Raw genomic sequence first — 19,394 nt, forward strand, 5'->3', positions numbered from 1 at the left:
GTAAATTTAAATTAATTTAGTTTTTAGTGTGAATTTCTGGGGGATTATAAATTTAAAGCTTTTATTAGATGTCTTATTTGCTGTTGGTTTCGGACTTTTATTATTTTCTAGAGTAAAAGAACAACGGACATTATGGCTGCTAAGAGGATATTTGTTTTTAGTCTCATCAGCATGGTTTATTCAAAGATATGCATACTTACCACTAACATCAAAATTAATTGATGCTGTTGTCCTCGCTTGCTCTCTTTCATTAGCGATCCTTTGGCAAGGAGAGTTAAGAAGATTAATGGAACTACTAGGCACTGGGAGGCTAGCTGTATTACTTGGGAATCCCCCAAGAGAATTTAGAGCAACTTCAACTACTATTACTCAGTTAGTTGATACTGCAGGTAAACTCTCTCAAAATAGAAGAGGGGCTTTAATCGTTGTAGATTTGGGGAGTGATTTAAGACCTGAAGATTTTTTATATTCAGGTACCCATATTGAGGCACAATTATCAACTGACCTTTTAATAAATCTTTTTGCAACAGATACGCCTTTACATGATGGAGCAGTTCTTGTGAAAGGGAATAAAATAATTTCTGCTGGCGTAATACTTCCTCTTTCAAGACAAGGAATAAGTAGATATGGCACAAGACATTTAGCAGCATTAGGAATTACAGAAAGATTTGACAGATGTATTTGTATTGTTGTTTCTGAAGAAACAGGTACGTTATCATTAGCAAACCAAGGCAAACTAGAAAGGCCAATAACCAGCAGCAGGTTACAAGAACTTCTTGCAAAACTGATTGGTAATCAAAACTCTATGGGAGCAAATAAAGCATCTTTAAGTAAAAATGTCTTATCCCAAAAGACAAGCTCAGGTGATAATATCATCAGTGATATTAATAAAAAAAAGTCAGAAAAATCAGAAATTTTTATAAACAAAAAGGATTAACTAATGAGTTTAGAAAAAGTAATAGACAATAAAATTAGTAACTTATCAATGAAAATAGATAAGCAAAAATTGCCTAGACATGTAGCAATAATTATGGACGGCAATGGAAGATGGGCGACTAGAAAAGGTTTACCCAGATCATTTGGACATAAACAGGGCGTTAGTGTATTAAAAAAAATTCTCAAATCTGCAAAAAATTTAGGTTGTAAAGAAATTACTGTTTATGCTTTTTCAACTGAGAATTGGGCAAGACCAGCAAAAGAAGTTGATTTCCTCATAAATCTTTTTAGCGAAGTTTTAAAAAACGAAATTAAAGAGATACATGAAGAATCAACAAAAATAAAATTTATTGGTGATTTAACTCCTTTCCCAAGAAATTTAAAAGAAATAATCTCTAGTTCAGAATCACTTACTAAAAACAATAATAAATTTTTATTCAATGTTTGTGTTAATTACGGAGGTAGACAAGAAATAGTAAAAGTTGCTAAAGAACTAGCATTAAAATCTTCTGCTGGGGAAATAAAACCAAGTGAAATCAATGAAGAATTATTTAATTCAGAGCTATTAACTGGAGGGATTAAGGATCCAGAATTGCTAATAAGAACTAGTGGCGAAAAAAGGATAAGTAATTTTTTATTATGGCAATTAGCATATTCAGAAATTTATATATCTGACGTACTTTGGCCAGATTTCAATGAGCATGAATTTTTTAAAGCAATAATTGATTACCAATCAAGAAATAGACGTTTCGGCGGGATAGAATCATTACCAAATGAATCTTTTGAAGATTCTCAATATTCTTCCTAATAAAAATGGTTAATTCGAATAATCAGTTATTTAAAGAAATTAGGTTCGATTGGAATAAAGAGGAGATATTGGGAATACTTAATATGCCTCTTATTGATTTAATGTGGGAATCACAAACCGTTCACAGGAAATTTAACAACTACGATATTCAATTAGCATCATTGTTTAGCGTAAAAACTGGTGGATGTGAAGAAAATTGTTCGTACTGTAGTCAATCAATTTATAGTTCTAGCGACATCAAAAGTCATCCACAATTTCAAGTTGAAGAGGTTTTAGCAAGAGCTCAAATAGCAAAAAATGAGGGAGCAGATAGGTTTTGTATGGGGTGGGCGTGGAGAGAAATTAGAGATGGGAAATCTTTTAATGCAATGTTAGAGATGGTTAGCGGCGTAAGAGATTTAGGGATGGAAGCATGCGTTACTGCTGGGATGCTTACAGAAGAACAAGCTTCCAGACTGGCTGATGCAGGTTTAACCGCGTATAACCACAATCTTGACACTAGTCCTGAGCATTATAAAAATATTATTACGACAAGAACTTATCAAGACAGACTTGATACTATCAAAAGAGTAAGGAATGCAGGAATAAATGTTTGTTGTGGAGGGATAATAGGTTTGGGTGAAACTAATAGCGATAGAGCATCTCTTTTAAAAGTGCTTTCAAATATGAATCCACACCCTGAAAGTGTTCCTATAAATTCACTGGTAGCTATTGAAGGTACTGGTTTAGAAGATAATCAAGAAATTGATTCTATTGAAATGATAAGGATGATAGCTACAGCAAGAATTCTTATGCCTAAAAGTAAAATAAGATTAAGTGCAGGGCGAGAAAAGCTTTCAAAAGAAGCCCAAATTTTATGTTTTCAATGTGGAGCAAATTCAATTTTTTATGGAGATGAGTTACTCACAACTTCAAATCCATCTTTTCAATCAGACAGAAAACTTCTTAAAGAGGTAGGAGTATCATTTAACAAAGATTTTGAAACTCATGAAAAAACATTATCTTCTTTATGAAAGGCAAAAATTATAAAATAGTTTCTCTTTACTCTTTCTTCCCATTTCAAGAAAACCTAATTATTAATCTAAAAAATCAATTATTAGAAATCGAAAATGAAAATGATCTTTCAGGGTTGTTAATTTTTGCAAGTGAGGGTATTAATGGAACTATTTGTGCCGAGAAAAATGTAATTGATTTTGTTATCAATTTACTTAATAAATATGCAGGTAATAGAAATTTGAATATTAAAGTAAACTTTTCAAAAGACAAAGTCTTCAAAAAATTAAAGATAAAAATCAAAAAAGAAATAGTCACCATGGGTGTCCCTGAAATAAACCCTGCAGAAAATAATGGGACCTATATTGACTCAGCTGATTGGAATAAGTTAATTAAAAATCAAAATACAATAGTCATTGATACTAGAAATCATTATGAGGTTTCTTTAGGTACATTTCAGAACTCTATAAACCCAAATACAAGAAACTTTAGCGAATTCCCAAAGTGGGTAGATGATCATTTAGAAACCCATTTAGAAAATAAACAGGATACAAATATAGCAATGTTCTGTACCGGAGGAATAAGATGTGAAAAAGCTACTAGTTTGCTGAAAAGGAAAGGTTATAAAAATATTTATCACCTAAAAGGGGGCATCCTTCAATACCTTTATGATACTCCAAAAGAAAATAACTTATTTGAAGGTGAATGTTATGTTTTTGATAAAAGAGTTGCTTTAGATCATGAATTAGAAAAAGGCTCATACTCGATTTGTCATGCATGTGGAATGCCAATTTCAATTCAAGATCAAGAAAGAAAAGAATTTAGAAAAGGTATCCAATGTCATTTCTGCATAGACCAATTCAGTGATGATGATAGGAAAAGGTTTGAAGAAAGACAAAAACAAATCGATATATTAAAAGTTGAAAATCATAAAATCTATAAGGACTAATTTTCAAAATAATGAAGGTTGAAGAATTAGAAAAATTAGCGGGTACTATTGGATTATTAATTAAAATTCAAGTTAGAGAAACTCTTGGATTATGTTTCTTTAGAATCGTGATTGCAGAACAGAAAGATAACATAATTAAGATTTGGGCCGAAATGAAAGGTTGGACTTATTTGAATAAACAAGGTATTCAGCTTGATACATTAAGAATCCTTAGTAAATCTCCTGCATTTGTTTCGGAATTAATATGGGCAACAACTATGGCTTGGGCAATTGAAAAAAAATCAAGCAACAAAGTAAGACTTTTAGCCATTTTTGATAGTGAAGGATATAGTAAAAAACTTGTAAGATATTTCAAGTTAATAGGATTCAAAATTGTCAAAGAAGTTGGTTCTAGCCCAGTAGATCTTTTATTAAGATTGGTTTGGGGAGGTGCAGGTACACTTATGAACGGGGAATGTATTTCCATATTGAAAAGACTTGAAAAGAAACTCTCTTTAATTAAAGAAAGTTAACCCACGTGATAACTACTTCTTACTAAAGGGCCAGAAGATACTTTTTTGAATCCTAATTTCTTAGAGAAGCGATATAAATATTTAAACTCTGATGGATCCCAATATTTCTTAACTGCCAAATGATTGAATGAGGGCCTTAAATATTGGCCAATTGTAATTTGATCACAATCTATTTTTCTAAGATCATAAATTGTATTTTTTATTTCATCCAATGTTTCCCCAAGTCCTAACATAATGCCTGATTTAGTTTGAATATGAGGAGCAATATCCTTTGACTTTTTTAGTAAAATAAGGGATTTTTTGTAATTTGCCCCCCTCCTAACTTCTTTTTGCAGTCTTTCAACAGTTTCAAGATTATGATTAAAGCATATTGGATCTTTTTCTAAAATCATCTTCAATCTCTCAGTCTGAAGGTTATTTGTTTCATCAAGATTTTTGCCTCCACCCCATAAATCAGGAGTTAAAACTTCAATTTTAATTGTTGAATCAATTTTTCTAATCTCATCAATTGTAGATATAAATAAATTTGCGCCATGATCAGGGAGATCGTCTCTAGCTACAGATGTCAAAACAACATATTTCAAATTTAGTACTTTCACTGCTTCAGCGACTTGAGTACATTCATCAATATTGATAGAACTAGGCCTCCCTTTATTTACCTGACAAAAAGCACATGAACGTGAACATATCGATCCACCCAGTAAGAAGGTGGCTGTTCCTGAGGCATAACATTCTGCTCTATTTGGACATCTTGCTTCTTCACAAATAGTATGAATATTTGATTTTTTTATGAGTGTTTGTATTTTTGCGAATTCTGAAGCTTTACTAACAGGAAATTTAATCCAAGAGGGAAGTCTTAAGATTTTTTCTTTCTTGATTAGATTATTGTCTCTCATTGTCTAATTTAGTTTTGTTCTACCTTCTAAGGCCCTTGCAAGTGTAACTTCATCCACATATTCAAGTTCACTGCCCATTGGGAGCCCATATGCAATCCTCGTAACTTTAGTAAAAGGGGCTAACAATTTTCCAATATAAAGACTTGTTGTATCTCCCTCAACACTAGGGGTCAATGCCAATATGATTTCATCTATTTCAGACTTACTAACTCTTTCTACCAAGCTTCTTATTTCTAAGAGTTCGGGGCCAACAGAATCCATTGGGGATATTAAACCACCAATAACATGGTAAACACCTTTAAATTCTCTGGCGCGCTCCAAAGCAAGCAGATCTTTTGTTTCTGCTACTACACAGATTAGTTTTTGATTTCTTTCAATATTCCTACAAATTTCGCATTCATCTTCTGAAGTCAAATTGAAACATTTTTTGCAACGACCAACATTACTACGTGCCTCTAACAGAGCCTTTGAAAATTCTCTTATTGTACTTTCAGGTTGTTTTAAAATAAACAGGGCTAATCGTTGCGCTGTTCTTGGACCAATCCCTGGGAATTTCTCAAAATGACCGATTAATTTTGAAAGTGGTTTGGTATAAGTAATCAAAATTAAACTATTTCTAAAGATAATTTAGACGCAAAATTCCGAATTGCCATAATTGTTTGCTTTTAATGTCTTATTATGTTTTCAGTTAGTAATTTCAAACAAAATGAAAAATATTAAATTAAACCCTTTCAAATATTTATTTTTGGTTTTTTTGTGTTTAACACTGAGTGCTTGTAGTGGCGGACTGAATGCGGGATTAGAAGCTTATCAAAGTCCAGATGGTAGATATGCCTTTTTGTATCCAACAGGGTGGACTAGAGTAAAAGTCGATGGAGGACCTGAAATTATTTATCATGATTTAATAAATAGTAATGAGACCTTAAGTTTAGTTATTTCTGATGTCAATAAAGAGGTTCAATTAGAGCAATTAGGAAGCCCAAGTGAAGTAGGTCAAACATTAATTGATAAAGTCATTGCTCCCGAAGGTTCAGGTAGAGAGGTGAAACTTATAAATGCCGATAAGAGGGAAGCATCCAGTCACATTTTCTATGATTTAGAGTATGAATTAAATTTAAATGAACAGGCAAGACATGAATTAGCTACTGTCGTAATTGATAGAGGAACACTTTACACTTTCGCTGTGGGAACAAATGAAGAAAGGTGGAATAAAGTTGACGGTATGTTTAGTAACGTAATTGAATCATTTAACTTCTTAATATAGTTTAGAAATTCATATTAGATTCCTACTTGAACATTCCACAAATCAGCATATATTTTGTTCTGATCTAATAGTTTTTCATGTTTTCCGCTTTCAACTATTTTACCTTTATCAATAACTACAATATTATCCGCATTTTTTATAGTGCTTAATCTATGAGCTATTACTATAGTTGTTCTTTCTTTTGTGATTTTAGATAACGATTTTTGAATTAAAGCCTCTGTTTCATTATCAACTGAAGCTGTAGCTTCATCTAATATTAATATTGGAGCATCCTTTAAAACAGCTCTCGCCAAGGCAATTCTTTGACGTTGCCCGCCCGAGAGTCTTTGGCCCCTTTCCCCCACTATAGTTCTATAACCATCTGGTAATTGTTCAATAAATTTATGAGCTTCCGCAATCTTTGAAGCTTTAATAATATCTTTAAGACTTGGGTTGATTGAGCCATAAGCAATATTTTCTTGTACACTGCCATGAAATAAATAAGTTTCTTGACTTACTAAAGAGATACACTTTCTTAAATCCCTCAAATTTATTTCTTTAATAGAAAACCCATCCAAGGTTATTGACCCATTATTACTATCATAAATTCTAAGTAGTAGTTTTATTATTGTACTCTTCCCAGAACCTGTTAAACCAACAATTCCTAATGTTGAGTTATTTTCAATTTTGATATTTATGTTTTTTAATGTTAAATCTCGACCAGGATAATTAAAATTTACATTATTAAAAATAATTTCTCCTTTGATATCTTTAGGTTCAATTTTTATTTTTCCATCTTTTATTTTTATAGGCGTATCTATGAGATCAATTACTCTATCTATTGAAGCCATAGATCTCTGAAAATCATCTAAAACATGCCCCAAAGTAGTTAAAGGCCATAATAGTCTTTGTGTAATAAACACTAAAAAACTATAAGTACCTACATCAAGTGTCTTATTCCAAGTTTGGAAACCTCCAATTAATAGAATCGATATAAAAGCAAATAAAATTGCAAATCTTATAAGAGGGATAAAAGCAGAAGATAATTTTATTGCAGCTTTATTACTTCTTTGATAATCGAGACTTTCTTTATTTAATCTATTTAGTTCCCATTTTTCTTTAGTAAAACTTTTTATGGTTAGAATTCCACTTAAATTATTATTAAGCCTTGATGCCAACAGTCCAGCTTTATTTCTAACATCTCTGTATTTTGGAGCAAGCTTCCTTTGAAATTTAATTGATCCTAAAAATATAATTGGAATAGGAAAGAAAGCAAATAATGCGATTTTTGGAGCGACAAAAATCATAGTACCCCCAATTATTAAAACAGTTATAAATAACTGAATAATCTGATTAGCCCCTTGGTCTAAAAATCTCTCAAGTTGATTTATATCATCATTCAAAATAGATAATAGCCTTCCAGTATTATCATTTTCAAAAAAATCCATATCTAATTCTTGGATATGCTCATAAGCTTTTATTCTTAATTTATGTTGCGATAGCTGAGCCAAATTTCTCCATAAAATCGAATATAAATATTCAAAGGAGGATTCACCAGACCAAACTATCCCTGAAGCAAATGCAAGAAAAATCAATTGTGCTGGAACTTCTTTTATTCCAAAACCAGCAATCCATGAATTCTGTTCCTTAACAACGATATCTACTGCAAGGCCAATTATTACAGGGGGAGCTAAATCTAATATTTTATTAATTATGGAACTAAGAAAAGCAAATAATAGTAACCTTCTTTCCTCAATCAGATTTAAATAAAGTCTAATTATTGGATTTTGATTGTTCTTAGACCTCATAAAAATAATAATTAAATTTTTCTATTATGATTTAAATTTTCTTTAGTTTCTAATTTACATTTTGTTTTTGCATCTTGATGACTCGCAGTTTGCAGAAATTCTTCGTAGTAACAATCACAAGTTTCATTCGCAATTTCTTCACTATATACCATTTCTGCTTTCATCATTTCCTCTTTGACACTCTGAAGACAAAATAATTTTATGATTGAACTTTGTTTCGTTTGAGCTAAATAATAACTATTAAAGGAGTTGAATAGTATTATCAGATTCACAAAAATAAATAAATTATATTTGCTATCTTTCATTTTCTATCACTAGTTTCTGACTTTAATTTTTTTTAATTTATTTTTAGTTTCTCTATGCAGATCTCTGGGTAAATCTACCAAACTGTAATCATTAAAAATCTGTATCTTACCTATGGATCTACCATTTATATTAGTTGAATTACAGATTGAGGATATAATATTTGCAACTCTAACTCCATCAAATTTACCAAAGTTAAATTTGTAGGTTTCAAAAGAATCATTTTGATAATTATTTCTTCTATTTGAATTTCTCATACGATTATTACTATTTCTATTTGATCTATTTCGATCATTATTATTTTGTTTATTAATCCAAGAATCATCTTCATTAACAAAAAATGATTTATTACCTATTACTAAATTAATCGCCGCCATTGCAATATTTGAGTCATCCATAGAGTATTTTTCTTTTAAATTATCTAGTACATCAATAATCAAAGCTTTATTTTCTTCATTTTCATCTTTAGCTAAAGAACTCTCATTAACATTATCTATAAGTTTCTCCATCCTTTTTTCATTTATTATTTTATTACTTGGTATGTTTATTTCTTCAATCTTGGTTCTTGTTGAGTTTTCTAAGTTTCTTAGAAAATGTTTTTCTCTTTGATTAACAAATAAAATTGCTTCTCCTGATCTGCCTGCCCTTCCAGTTCTTCCAATTCTATGAGTATATGTTTCCTTGTCAAAAGGAAAATCGTAATTAACAACAAGTTTTATCCTCTCAACATCTAATCCTCTAGCTGCTACATCCGTGGCAACAAGGATATTAATAAATCCTTTTTTCAATCTATCTACAGTATTTTCTCTTTGATTTTGAGGTATATCTCCATTAAGTACTGCCACAGTATGACCTGAATTCTCTAAAGCTTCAGCTATTGAAGTAGTAAGTAGTTTTGTCCTAACAAAAATAATTACTCCCTCGTTATTAAGTTCTAGTATTCTTTTTAAAGCATCTAACTTATGATGCCTTTGTACATATAGAAATTTTTGCGAAATTAATTGAGTTTCTTTTTTGACACTTTTGATTAATATTTCGGCGGGATCATTTAGATATTTTTTTGCTATATTTCTTATCTCACTAGGCATTGTTGCTGAAAACAATACCATCTGCTTATTTTCCGGAAGTTTATCTATTATCCATTCAATATCTTCAAGAAAACCCATATTTAACATTTCATCTGCCTCATCTAAAACAAGACAATTTATATCTTTAACTTTAAAAGTCCCCTGCCTTATATGATCCATTATTCGGCCTGGGGTCCCAACTACTACGTCAACTTTTCTTTTTAATGCAGAAATTTGATTTCGATAGTCGGTACCTCCATATATTGCAACCGTCTTAAAATTACTAGATTCAGAACTATAACTTTTAAAAGATTCTGCCACTTGAGTTGCTAATTCTCTTGTAGGAGTCATTACTAAAACCTTGGCATTTAATTCTTTATTATCTGTAAGTTTTTCTATTAATGGTAATGCGAAAGCTGCAGTCTTTCCTGTTCCTGTTTGTGCTTGTCCTAGTAAATCCCTGCCTAACATTAGTTCGGGAATTGCAGCTTTTTGGATGGGAGTTGGATTTTTATATCCTTTATTTATTAACGAGTTTAAGATAGATTGATTAAACCCAAAATCGAGAAATCCATTCTCATTATCATTGTCATCTCCTTTCGATACTTCCAATAATTGAGATTCAATTTCTTTTTTGTTCTCTAACTTCTTGGACTCTAGTAGAGAAGAATCTTCATTCTGAGACTTTTCCTGCTCACTACCAATAGAGTTATTATCTTTTCTTAAAGCCATTTTAAATGCCTAATAATCTTCTGATTAGGCATTCAACAAATATCTAAATTTACTTAAATTGTTGATTAGCCTTACAGAGCCGAATTATTAATCTAGCATCTTGAGGTTAAGATATTACTAATTTCTCAAAAATAAAATTTAATTTAAATAATATATATTTAAAGATTTTTTAGCTCTTGTAACAGCAGTATAAAATAACCTTCTTTCAAAATTATCTCTGCAAAAGATATTTTGATTATCTTTTTTTTCTTTTACAGCATATTGTTTTCTTCTATAATTTTGGGACCACAAAATGTTTACTTTTTCAGATTCACTTCCTTGAGATTTATGAATAGTAATGGCTATTGCTGGTACAACATTTTCTAAATTAGATGGATCAATTAATGCGACAATTTCTTCGTTACTATCATTAAATTTTCTAAAAAGATATTTTCTTTTATTTTTTAAACCTATAAGTACTCCGATATCCCCATTTGACAATCCAAGTTCATTATTATTTTTTGTACACATAATCGGAACACCCTCTTTAAGAGTTTTAAGGTCATAGGGTTTTTTTTGACCAAAAACAATTTCATTCAAATATTCAACACTCCATATTCCTGAATTTTTTTCGCATAAAATCAATTGACTTTGTAAATCTAGAAATATCTTATCTACTAAATCTTTTTCATTAAGCAATAAATTATTAATACTCTCATCAAATATATATTTTTTTTTACTTAAATTTGAAGTTGAAATATTTAACTTTTTTAGATGACTTGTAATCGAAAATAATAGATCTTTTGGAATATCTTTTTCTCTACTCTTTGAAATAGTAATTTCTTTTGAATTATTATCTTTTTCTAATTCTTTAATCTTTTGATTAAGTAAAGAAAAATCATTATTAAATATTAAACTACTAATTAATGATATATCTCCAATATTTCTATAAGTTTTTTCTAAATTTACTACACAAGATTTAATTGAACTATTATCGGGATATTCAAACAAATAATTCCATATAGAACAGTTATTTACTGGAGATAATTGATTTTTATCTCCAACTAAAATAATTTTACAGTCCTTTGCTAGCAAATTTAAAACTGATTCAATCAAATCGATATTAACCATAGACATTTCATCAATTATGAAAATATCAAGCTCTTTTAGTTTAAATTTCAAGTTAAGAGATTTATTTTGAGAATTTAAAATCCATCTATGTAAAGTTTGAAATTCTATTTGGTCTAGAAATTTGCTAATTGAAATATTTTTTTTATCATTAAGCGCTTCTTTTAAACGTGTTGTAGCTTTACCAGTTGGAGCAGACAAACCAATATTTAAAAACTTATCAATTTGAAGGAGTTCGATTATTAACTTTATTATTAAAGTGGTTTTACCGGTACCTGGTCCTCCTTGAAGGAAAACTAGGTTTGAATATTTAAATATATTTTTAATTTGATCAATTTTATTATCATCTTTATAAATTATTGAGTTCATTAAATTATCGGTATCTATTTTTTTTTGGAATGAATTAATAACTCTTTCTATCTTTTTTGACCATTTTGATAAGGATAATTTTCTATTTACTAATACGAATGGAGAATGAAGGGAACCAATCAAACCTATATTTTTTAGAACATCTATATGTTTATTGGGCCAGCCATCTTCTAATAATTCAAAGATTATTAAACTATTATCAACATCAATAATAGTTTCACCATTTTTTTCAAACTCTAATAAAATTCTTATGACATCTTTAACGAAATTTCCATATTTTTTTTCACTAAATTTGAAAATACCTAAGATTAAATTAAATATATGATCGTATTGGAACTTTTCAATATCTATAGTAGTTTTAGTCATTCTAAAAAAGGTTATCTAAATAATTAATTCTTTTTAAAGGTGCTTTGCTAATAAAAATACCTGGAGATATATCTTCAGACTTAGATTTTTCAAATAATTCAAAATCTGGCAATCCCTTTAAAAACAGATAAATATATCCTCCTAGATGTTTATGTGGTTGATAATTTTTAAGTCGCCACTTTAATAATCTATGCAATGCTAATAAATAAAGATGAGATTGCAATGGATAATGATGTTTAATCATTTCATTTCTCATGTTTTCATAGTTATAGTTTCTTGGTAAACAATCACTATTATCACTCCCAGAAATCAAATTACTTTTCCAATCAATTACCCACCATTTACTGTCTTCTAATTTATTTCCTACAGGGAAAACACAATCAATACATCCTGAATGAAAGCCTTTATTCATAATTTGAAGATCATTTATTTTATTTGCATATTCTTCACCAAATTCATATCCCTGATCTAAAAAAAAGCAATTTGATATATCATTAGAATTAATATTTCTACCTTCATAAGATAGGGTTAAATCATATTTGAGTTCCTTAATTAAGTATTCATTTGGAATATCAACTAGTTTTTTATTTTGTAATTCTCTTCCTAAAGATATATTTATGATTCTCAAAATCGCATCTTTTACTTTAAAAGCCAAAGAAGTATCGATTTGATGAAAGTTCAATTCCTCAACAATTAAATCAATTAATTCTTGATTATTATCGTTTCTAAATTCAAATCTTTCTATTATTTTGTGCAGGCAAGTCCCAGCAATAGTTCCTTTTGGAAATTCACTTAAGGGATTTGGATAAGAAAAATAATTAGGATAATTATTTGAATTCTTAAAATTAGAATTTTTGATAATTGATATATTATCTTCATAATCCTTATATTGATTAATGGCTGCATCAAATTTTTTATCTTTACGTATCCAAGAAGAATAACTTGAATAAGAAATAAATTGATCAGAATTAAATACATTAGATATTTTTTTATTAACGTTATTTATTTTCCAAAGATTATTGTTAAATCGGTTGGTTTGGAACTTAGAAAATAATTCTTTTATTTTCTCTTTTTCTACCCTTACTTCAAAATTAGACTTATAAATATTGATATTTTCCAAATTATTAAGTAAATCATTATTTAAAATATTATTTGTATCCTCTAAATCATTAAAAACAATAAGTTTATATTTGCTCCTTGTAAGTGCTACATAAATTAACCTCTCACTCTCTTTAAATAAATCTTCTTCTTCTATTAATTTAAATTTTTTTACTTTCGCGAAATTATTTGAAATATTAACGTATATATTTCTATCAATATTTGATTTCCAAAGAGGTCCTTTAATTTTATTTGACTTATTTGAAATAATTGAGAGATATGGACATAAGACTATTTCAAATTCGAGGCCCTTACTACTATGAATGGTAGAAAGATTTATTCCATTTTGAAGATTATAATCTTTCGTTAAAAAATCTTCTCCAGTAGAAATTCTTAAAATATGATCTAACTGATTTTTATACCAGTTGAAGACTATATTTAGATCAAAATCATTATTTATTAATTCTATTTCAACAATTTCTGAAAGTTGAAATAAATTTGAATTTAAATCTGAATCTTGAATAATCGAGGATGACTTGTAATTTATAAGCAGTTCATTAACAATGTTTAAAAAACCTTTTTCTCTTAGTTCTTGGGACCAAGTAATGCATTTATTAATTAAAATTTCTAAATTATTACTAATACCATGATCAAGTAAATCTTCTAATTTTATTTCGATAAACTTTGAAGTAGAAAGCAAATTTATATTTTTTAAAGACCTCGGATTTAATAAACATTCAATGAATAAAAATAGAAGAGAACTTGCTTCTGTATCAAAAATATTTTGTTTATTTTGAATTTTGCATGGGAGGTTAAACTGATCTAATTTTTTTTTAAAATCTAAGCATTGCGAATTATTTAATGTAAGAATCGCAATATTATTAATATCAATTTCCTTATTATTTAAAATAAAATTAACTATGTAATGAGTTACAAGATCCTCTATATCAGTCTCTTTTTTTGAAAATTCTACAATTTCAAATACATCCTTAAATCTAAATTCAGGATTAATATTTTTATTAATTCTTGAGGTTAATTTACTATAGTTTAGTTTTGATTGTTTAAGTCCATTCTTATAAAGTTTATTAAGAACATCTATTAACTTTTTTGAGGATCTATAGTTATCTGTAAGACTAAAAACTTCGATTGCATTAGATCTTGCATCTAAGTAAGTTTCAATATCTCCACCTCTAAATTTGTAAATAGCTTGTTTTGGATCACCTACGCAAAGTAAAAAATGATTTTTTGTATTAAAGAATTTTTTTATTAAATTCCACTGAGTAATATCTGTATCTTGGAATTCATCAACTAAGACACAAGTAAATCTTTTTTGAATTTTAGATAGAGTATTACTATTACTAATTTCTGAATCTAGAAATGTATTTTCTACAGTCTTTATAAGATCGTTGAAGTTGAATATAGAAAAACTTTTCTTTAATTCAATTAATTTTATATAAGCTAATTGAGTAAATATTCTTACAAATTCAGTAAAGAAACCTTCTTTTATTTTATAAATTTTATCTTGTAATAAATTAAATTTAGTAAAATCTAATTTTAGATTATGTTTACTAATTTCTTTAGATATATTTTCAATGTAAAAATATTTAGATAAAAGATCATCCTTAGAAATATCATATATAAAATCAATAACATTTTTAGAATTAAGCCTTTTGTTAATCTCTTCAATCCAACAATTTATTTGATTAAACTTATCATTTCTTGGCTTTGCAGCATATATTTGACTTTTTCCACCACTCTCCTTAATTAATTTTCCCAACTCTATGAGTTGTAAAAATAATTCCTTACCATTCTTATTCCATTCAAAACAAAACTCGTTCCAATTTAAATAAAAAATTTCATTAAAATAATTATTTAAATCAATAATCTTATATTTATTATTTATTTGAAATTTATAGATATTTTCTTGATCTATATTTTTTAAAATTTCTACAAAAAATGACTTATTGATACTGCTTCCAAATTTAGAACTTATTTTTTTTTTGTTGACTGCTGAAACAAGCTCATGATTAAGATTCAGAAAATCATCAATCCACAAATTATCTATTACATCTTTATACAAATTATCAATATTATTCTCAATATATGGATCTTGAGTTACACCTATTTCAATACTATATTCATCAATAATATTATTACAAAAAGCATGGAACGTAATTACTTTTAACTTATAGAATTGATTTATAAAATTATCAATTTCGGAAATTATTTTTTCCTTAGATTTATCTTTATCCTTAAAATTTAGATACCAATCCTTAAGAGTATTATCTATCTTACTTTCATTATGACTTTGCAAATATAATTTTAAATTATGAAATCTCGAGAGTATTTTATCTCTTAATTCACAACAAGTATTTTTTGTAAAACTTAGCAAGAGTATCTCATCTGGTTTAACTTTTTTCTCCAAAACAGCTCTTAAAACTATATGAGCTAAAGTAAAACTTTTACCAGTTCCTGCACTTGCTTCTACTAATTTAAACTTATTATCTAATTTAATTTGATTAATATCCATTCCTTTATTAAATTAAACTTTGACCTTATTTTTATAAAGTGAGTAATTCTTAAATATAGTCATTAAATATTTCTCTTCCAAGGCAATCTTCAATTTAATTATTAGAGCTAAAATTATTGTCAAGAATAAATAATAAATAGATAATTTTATTATAAAAACTCCAATGGAAATAAATATTAAAGAATAGTACATAGGATGACGCGTAAATCGATAAATACCTGAAGTAACTAGATTGCTATTATTTATAGGTCTTGGGAAAGGGGATAAATTTCTACCTAAGTCTTTAATTGAAACTAACATTATTATGAAAGCGATTATGATAATTAAAATACCCAAGAAATAAGAAAAAGGACTTTCTTGAATTATTTGTCTTTGTGGAAGAAATTCCCATTGAAAAAAATGAAGACTAATAATAAAGAACTGTAAAAAAACAAGAATTAGATCATAAGCAGCTTTAAAAAAATTTTTTAACGGAAATTTTGACATTTTTTATTTCTTTAATGCTTTAATTAGAGGACCATATAATCTGTATGATAATTGATCAAAATTATTATTTCCAAGAAAGAAATCTGGTTCTTTCTCATTACCAAAACACATTTTCATTTCAATATTATCTCTTTCTCCTTTAGAAAAATTTTTATTACCAATCCATTTATCTGTAAAAGCTTTTTTTTCATTTTTTGATTTTATTTTTGCTTCTACATATTTATAAGCACTTTCTGGAGGAAGAGGTAAACATTTTTCAGAATAATTTTTAAAAATATTTATGTACTCCTCCAAAATTAGATTTGATTCAGTTGCTCCTGGTGATTGAATAATTTGCGATTTATAATTATTTTCTTTTCTAAAAATTACTTTAGTCCTTTTTATATTCCTCTTTAAAGAAGAAATAAAGAGTAATTTTATCCAAGCCTCAGTCAATCGGCTTAAACTTAACTTCGCATTAATTAATTCAATTACTGTATCATCAGCGATTAAATATTCTTCTTTATTCGCATTTAACTTAACATAGATTTTATTAATCTTATTATGTTGACTCAAACTTGCAGATAGACTGCTTAATAAGTCTTTGATTTCTTTTTCTTTTGTAAAAATACTATTATTGGGCATAATAATACCATTTTCAGCCAATTGATCATTAATATTTAATTCATTTAAATCATCAATAATATTAGGATTATCAATCTCTACTTGCTGGATTATTTTTGTAATTATTTGCGACTTTTGCAGATTGCTTACATACTCCTCGTCTGGATGATGAATAAATAATTCTTTGGGAGAAATATTGTTTTTATTAAGCCAATATTTTTGTGGATTCTTGAACCAATAAATCAATTCTGATAATTTGTAATTTTTAATATCAGATTTTTTTTCATTCCAATTTATATCTTTTATTAAAGAATAATTACTTTTAACAATCTTAGATTTATTAAGATCAATTATTTGATTTTTATTTAAATCAGAATCTTTAATTATTAGTTCTCTTTGGCTTTGGTTCAAGAAAATATCAAAAAAAGAAATTAACTCTTTTATAGGAAAAGAAACATCTAATTTTTTATTGTTTTTATCATTTTTTACCCAAGTAACTATAAATTTATCTCTGCAGGCAATTAATAACTCCAGAAATGCATATTTCTCTCTTTCAAAAACAGATGGATCACCCAAATAATATTTGTTTTTTAATAAATTAATGTTTTCACTCTTTGGTAATTTTGGATAATTAACACTATTCATGTCTATTAGGAAGATAACCTTATGTGGAATATGCCTTGAATTCTCAATATCACTTACTAGGATCTTGTTGACTCGTGATTTGCTTTGATATTTAGCTTTATTTATGCAAGAAATTAATATTTCTCTAAAAACTTTTAACAAGATAAGATCATCAGGAATTAAAGGTATTGCGTGATTATCAAGAATTCTATTTATTTCACTTATTTCTAAATTGAAATTTGCATTAGAATCAGAAATACTTTTTAATATAAACTTTATCTTTTCAACCCAATTCGAGTAAGAAAAAGATCCCCTTATCAAATTAATATATTTTTTTAAATGAATTAATATTTTAATCCATTTATTCAAATCCAAACTTATATTTTTACAGCTAAATGGTTTTAAATTGAAAGTACTTATATTTACTTCTTTGTCATAAATTAAGCCTAAAGTAATTCTATTTATACACCAATCTAGAGTATTTTTCTCTTCACCTAATCTTTCTTTATCATCTAGTCCCCAATGAAACCCCGCTTGAGTAAGTAATAAAATAATTTCATCCTTCTCAGTTATATTAAAATCAAAAATGTTCTGAGTTACTTTTTTCGAAAGAATATAATCTATTTTTTCAACTGTAATTTTTTCACTTGCTATTTCAGTGATGTCAATTAGAAATTCATAAATGCCTGAAGAGTCATTATTATCCTCATCAATAAAAAAATAAGGTATCTTTTCACCATTAATTAACTCATTATTAAAGATGTACCTTAGATAAGGTTTAATTAAATTAGTTTGTGGAGATAAAACAGCAATATCACTATATTTAATATTCTCGCAAGAATTTATTATTTCTATAATTTTATTTCTTAAATATTCAAATTGACTATTCTGATTAAAATGCTCACAAAGTAATATTGAATCATCCCTTTCACTCACTATAAAATCAAAGCTATTATTATCAATTAGTCTTTTTTGTATTTGATTAAGAAGAGGAATATCTTTCTTATTATGAAAATTAGTTGTTGGATCGAGATAAATAAGATTATTTTTTAAATTTATACCTTCCTTATAAATATTTTCATCAATTAATTTCTGAAAGTTTGCTCCAAATTTACCAAATATTTTCTCTATATTTGTATTATTTAAATTCAATTTACTTTCATTATCATCAAATTCCAACTCTCCTTCAAGACAATTTATCCTATTCCATAAATCTTCTCCAGGAGATAATAGATACAAATTTACCTTAATAAATTTTGAAAGTTCTGAATAAAAATTAATATGTAGTTTAGATAAGTTATTATCTGAAAAAATATAAATTTGATTTGGTACTTGAAATTGAACGTTTTTAATTTTTCTTAAATTTTTTATTACTTCAAACATGTATAAACATGATGGCTTTTCAGATATCTTTTCCTCTAATAATTTATATAAAATAGGTTGCCAAAATTGATCTGAGTTTAAATTCTTAAATAGATTAGATGAATTAATTTCATATGTATTCCATTGAGCAATCATTTCAGGTCTAAAAATCAGATAATCAATAAAATTATTCGTGATCTTTTTTGTCAGATTATATATGTCTCCATCAATTGTCTTTTTATTATCCAAATATTTATTAATCCAATTTCTAAGCGGAAATGATTCTTTAAAGCTATTTAATTCTTCCAAGGAATCAATAATGCCCCATTTAATTGATTCAAAATTCCATGCGCTCATATCAATTGCAGGGAAAAAATTTGTCAATAAAGATTCGGTATAGGTTGATATTGTCTTTAATTCATAAAGAGCACTTATTTTGTTTTTTATAGTTATTTGTTCACGTAACCAATTCCCCAAAAAGTAATTGGGGACTGCTATTTCTAATTTCTCATTTATAGGCGGAGGACATATTTTTAATTCCTCTGCTAACAGCTCACTAATTACTTCAATTTTATTTGACTTATAAAGATTGAGCAATTTAC

The 19,394-nt window shown here is 27.6% G+C and carries 15 protein-coding genes; 6 read left to right on the forward strand and 9 right to left on the reverse strand.

Annotated features, from left to right (window positions below; genetic code table 11):
• Nucleotides 1-28 precede the first annotated feature (28 nt).
• Genes cdaA through HA152_RS05950 form a run of 5 tightly spaced genes read left to right on the forward strand, consistent with a single transcriptional unit; the run spans nucleotide 29 to nucleotide 4,198 of the window.
• On the forward strand, nucleotides 29-937 hold the full coding sequence (cdaA, locus tag HA152_RS05930) for a diadenylate cyclase CdaA (RefSeq protein WP_209134552.1): 909 nt from the start codon (nucleotides 29-31) through the stop codon (nucleotides 935-937).
• 3 nt (nucleotides 938-940) lie between these two features.
• A complete protein-coding gene (locus tag HA152_RS05935) occupies nucleotides 941-1,744 on the forward strand; it encodes an isoprenyl transferase (protein WP_209134554.1) in 804 nt (267 codons plus the stop codon).
• Nucleotides 1,745-1,749: 5 nt separating this feature from the next.
• The gene (bioB, locus tag HA152_RS05940) at nucleotides 1,750-2,757 is read left to right on the forward strand and encodes a biotin synthase BioB (RefSeq protein WP_209134556.1); all 1,008 of its coding nucleotides are present in this window, start codon (nucleotides 1,750-1,752) and stop codon (nucleotides 2,755-2,757) included.
• Nucleotides 2,754-3,686 carry a rhodanese-related sulfurtransferase gene (locus HA152_RS05945; RefSeq protein ID WP_209134558.1) on the forward strand — a complete coding sequence of 311 codons (933 nt, stop codon included), beginning with the start codon at nucleotides 2,754-2,756 and terminating at the stop codon, nucleotides 3,684-3,686. The genes bioB and HA152_RS05945 overlap by 4 nt, the downstream gene beginning before the upstream one ends.
• Before the next feature lie 11 nt (nucleotides 3,687-3,697).
• Complete coding sequence (locus tag HA152_RS05950; protein WP_209134560.1) at nucleotides 3,698-4,198, forward strand: hypothetical protein; 501 nt, start codon at nucleotides 3,698-3,700, stop codon at nucleotides 4,196-4,198.
• On the opposite strand, the gene lipA is transcribed toward HA152_RS05950, so the two are convergent.
• The gene (gene lipA, locus HA152_RS05955; RefSeq protein WP_209134562.1) at nucleotides 4,195-5,094 is read right to left on the reverse strand and encodes a lipoyl synthase; all 900 of its coding nucleotides are present in this window, start codon (nucleotides 5,092-5,094) and stop codon (nucleotides 4,195-4,197) included. The genes HA152_RS05950 and lipA overlap by 4 nt on opposite strands.
• A 3-nt stretch (nucleotides 5,095-5,097) precedes the next feature.
• Nucleotides 5,098-5,697, reverse strand: a complete 600-nt coding sequence (gene recR / locus HA152_RS05960; RefSeq protein WP_209134571.1) for a recombination mediator RecR — start codon at nucleotides 5,695-5,697, stop codon at nucleotides 5,098-5,100.
• A gap of 103 nt (nucleotides 5,698-5,800) precedes the next feature.
• On the opposite strand from recR, the gene psbP reads away from it, so the two are divergent.
• On the forward strand, nucleotides 5,801-6,358 hold the full coding sequence (gene psbP, locus HA152_RS05965) for a photosystem II reaction center PsbP (protein WP_209134573.1): 558 nt from the start codon (nucleotides 5,801-5,803) through the stop codon (nucleotides 6,356-6,358).
• 14 nt (nucleotides 6,359-6,372) lie between these two features.
• On the opposite strand, the gene HA152_RS05970 is transcribed toward psbP, so the two are convergent.
• The 7 genes from HA152_RS05970 to HA152_RS06000 all read right to left on the reverse strand — a co-directional run bounded on the left by HA152_RS05970 (nucleotide 6,373) and on the right by HA152_RS06000 (nucleotide 19,389).
• Nucleotides 6,373-8,145, reverse strand: coding sequence for an ABC transporter ATP-binding protein (locus tag HA152_RS05970; RefSeq protein ID WP_209134575.1), 1,773 nt, complete (start codon nucleotides 8,143-8,145; stop codon nucleotides 6,373-6,375).
• A gap of 11 nt (nucleotides 8,146-8,156) precedes the next feature.
• Nucleotides 8,157-8,312, reverse strand: a complete 156-nt coding sequence (locus HA152_RS09980; RefSeq protein ID WP_245211213.1) for a hypothetical protein — start codon at nucleotides 8,310-8,312, stop codon at nucleotides 8,157-8,159.
• Nucleotides 8,313-8,459: 147 nt separating this feature from the next.
• A complete protein-coding gene (locus HA152_RS05980; RefSeq protein ID WP_209134578.1) occupies nucleotides 8,460-10,247 on the reverse strand; it encodes a DEAD/DEAH box helicase in 1,788 nt (595 codons plus the stop codon).
• A gap of 138 nt (nucleotides 10,248-10,385) precedes the next feature.
• Nucleotides 10,386-12,089 (reverse strand): ATP-dependent DNA helicase, encoded by a 1,704-nt coding sequence (locus tag HA152_RS05985; protein ID WP_209134580.1) that lies wholly within the window; start codon nucleotides 12,087-12,089, stop codon nucleotides 10,386-10,388.
• Nucleotide 12,090: 1 nt separating this feature from the next.
• A complete protein-coding gene (locus tag HA152_RS05990) occupies nucleotides 12,091-15,717 on the reverse strand; it encodes a UvrD-helicase domain-containing protein (RefSeq protein WP_209134582.1) in 3,627 nt (1,208 codons plus the stop codon).
• A gap of 12 nt (nucleotides 15,718-15,729) precedes the next feature.
• Entirely contained in the window at nucleotides 15,730-16,203 is a 474-nt protein-coding gene (locus HA152_RS05995) for a methyltransferase family protein (RefSeq protein ID WP_209134584.1), read from the reverse strand.
• A 3-nt stretch (nucleotides 16,204-16,206) separates the two neighbouring features.
• Complete coding sequence (locus HA152_RS06000) at nucleotides 16,207-19,389, reverse strand: exodeoxyribonuclease V subunit gamma (protein ID WP_209134586.1); 3,183 nt, start codon at nucleotides 19,387-19,389, stop codon at nucleotides 16,207-16,209.
• Between the last annotated feature and the right edge of the window lie 5 nt (nucleotides 19,390-19,394).

Source organism: Prochlorococcus marinus XMU1412 (assembly GCF_017696315.1).
Taxonomy (GTDB): Bacteria; Cyanobacteriota; Cyanobacteriia; order PCC-6307; family Cyanobiaceae; genus Prochlorococcus_A; species Prochlorococcus_A marinus_AF.